Here is a 757-nt window from a genome sequence, read left to right on the forward strand (position 1 = left end):
CCGACACCCCGACCCCCACCCCCCCCCCGCCCCCCCCCCCCCCCCCCCCCCCCCCCCCCGCGCCCCCCCCCCCCCCCGCCCCCAACCCTCCTGCAGGTACTTCGCCTTGGCCGACGACACCACGTCACCACTCGCCATGGTCCTTCATGCCTCCTATCCTCCTGCGCGTGAGCAACAGCGCCAGGAAGCCCCCATCAACGCCACTCCACTCCGTGTCAGTCGCCGGAGCGGTCGTCCGCGAGGACGGGCGCGTGCTGGCGATCCGCCGTGCCGACAACGGCACCTGGGAGCCTCCGGGCGGCGTCCTCGAACTCACCGAGACCGTCGAGGACGGCCTGCGCCGCGAGATCCACGAGGAGACCGGCCTCAAGGTCGGAGTCGACCGACTGACCGGCGTCTACAAGAACTTGACGCGCGGCATCGTCGCCCTGGTCTTCCGCTGCCACCCGGAGGACGGCGCCGAACGGCTCTCCCCCGAGTCCACCGCCATCGCCTGGTTCACCCCTGATGAGGTCGTCGCCCGCATGAGCGAGGTCTATGCCGTCCGCATCCTCGACGCCCTGCACTCCGGCCCTCCGCACATCCGCTCCCACGACGGCCACCGTCTCACCGGCCCTGGCCACCTCGCGTGGGGGGGGGGGGCCCCCCCCCGCCCCCCCCCCCCCCGGGGGCCCCCCCCGCCCCCCCCACCCCCCCCCCCCCCCGCCCCAACGCGGGCGGACCCCAAACGCGCCCCCCCCGGGGGGGGTGGGGGGGC

Annotated in this window: 1 pseudogene; it reads left to right on the forward strand. The window is 76.1% G+C overall.

Annotation, left to right across the window (positions count from 1 at the left end):
* Window positions 1-155: 155 nt before the first annotated feature.
* Window positions 156-620, forward strand: a pseudogene (locus ACFWXO_RS24085) (NUDIX hydrolase); the annotation flags it as partial.
* Window positions 621-757 lie beyond the last annotated feature (137 nt).

It is taken from the genome of Kitasatospora sp. NPDC059088, from assembly GCF_042738155.1.
Taxonomy (GTDB): domain Bacteria; phylum Actinomycetota; class Actinomycetes; order Streptomycetales; family Streptomycetaceae; genus Kitasatospora.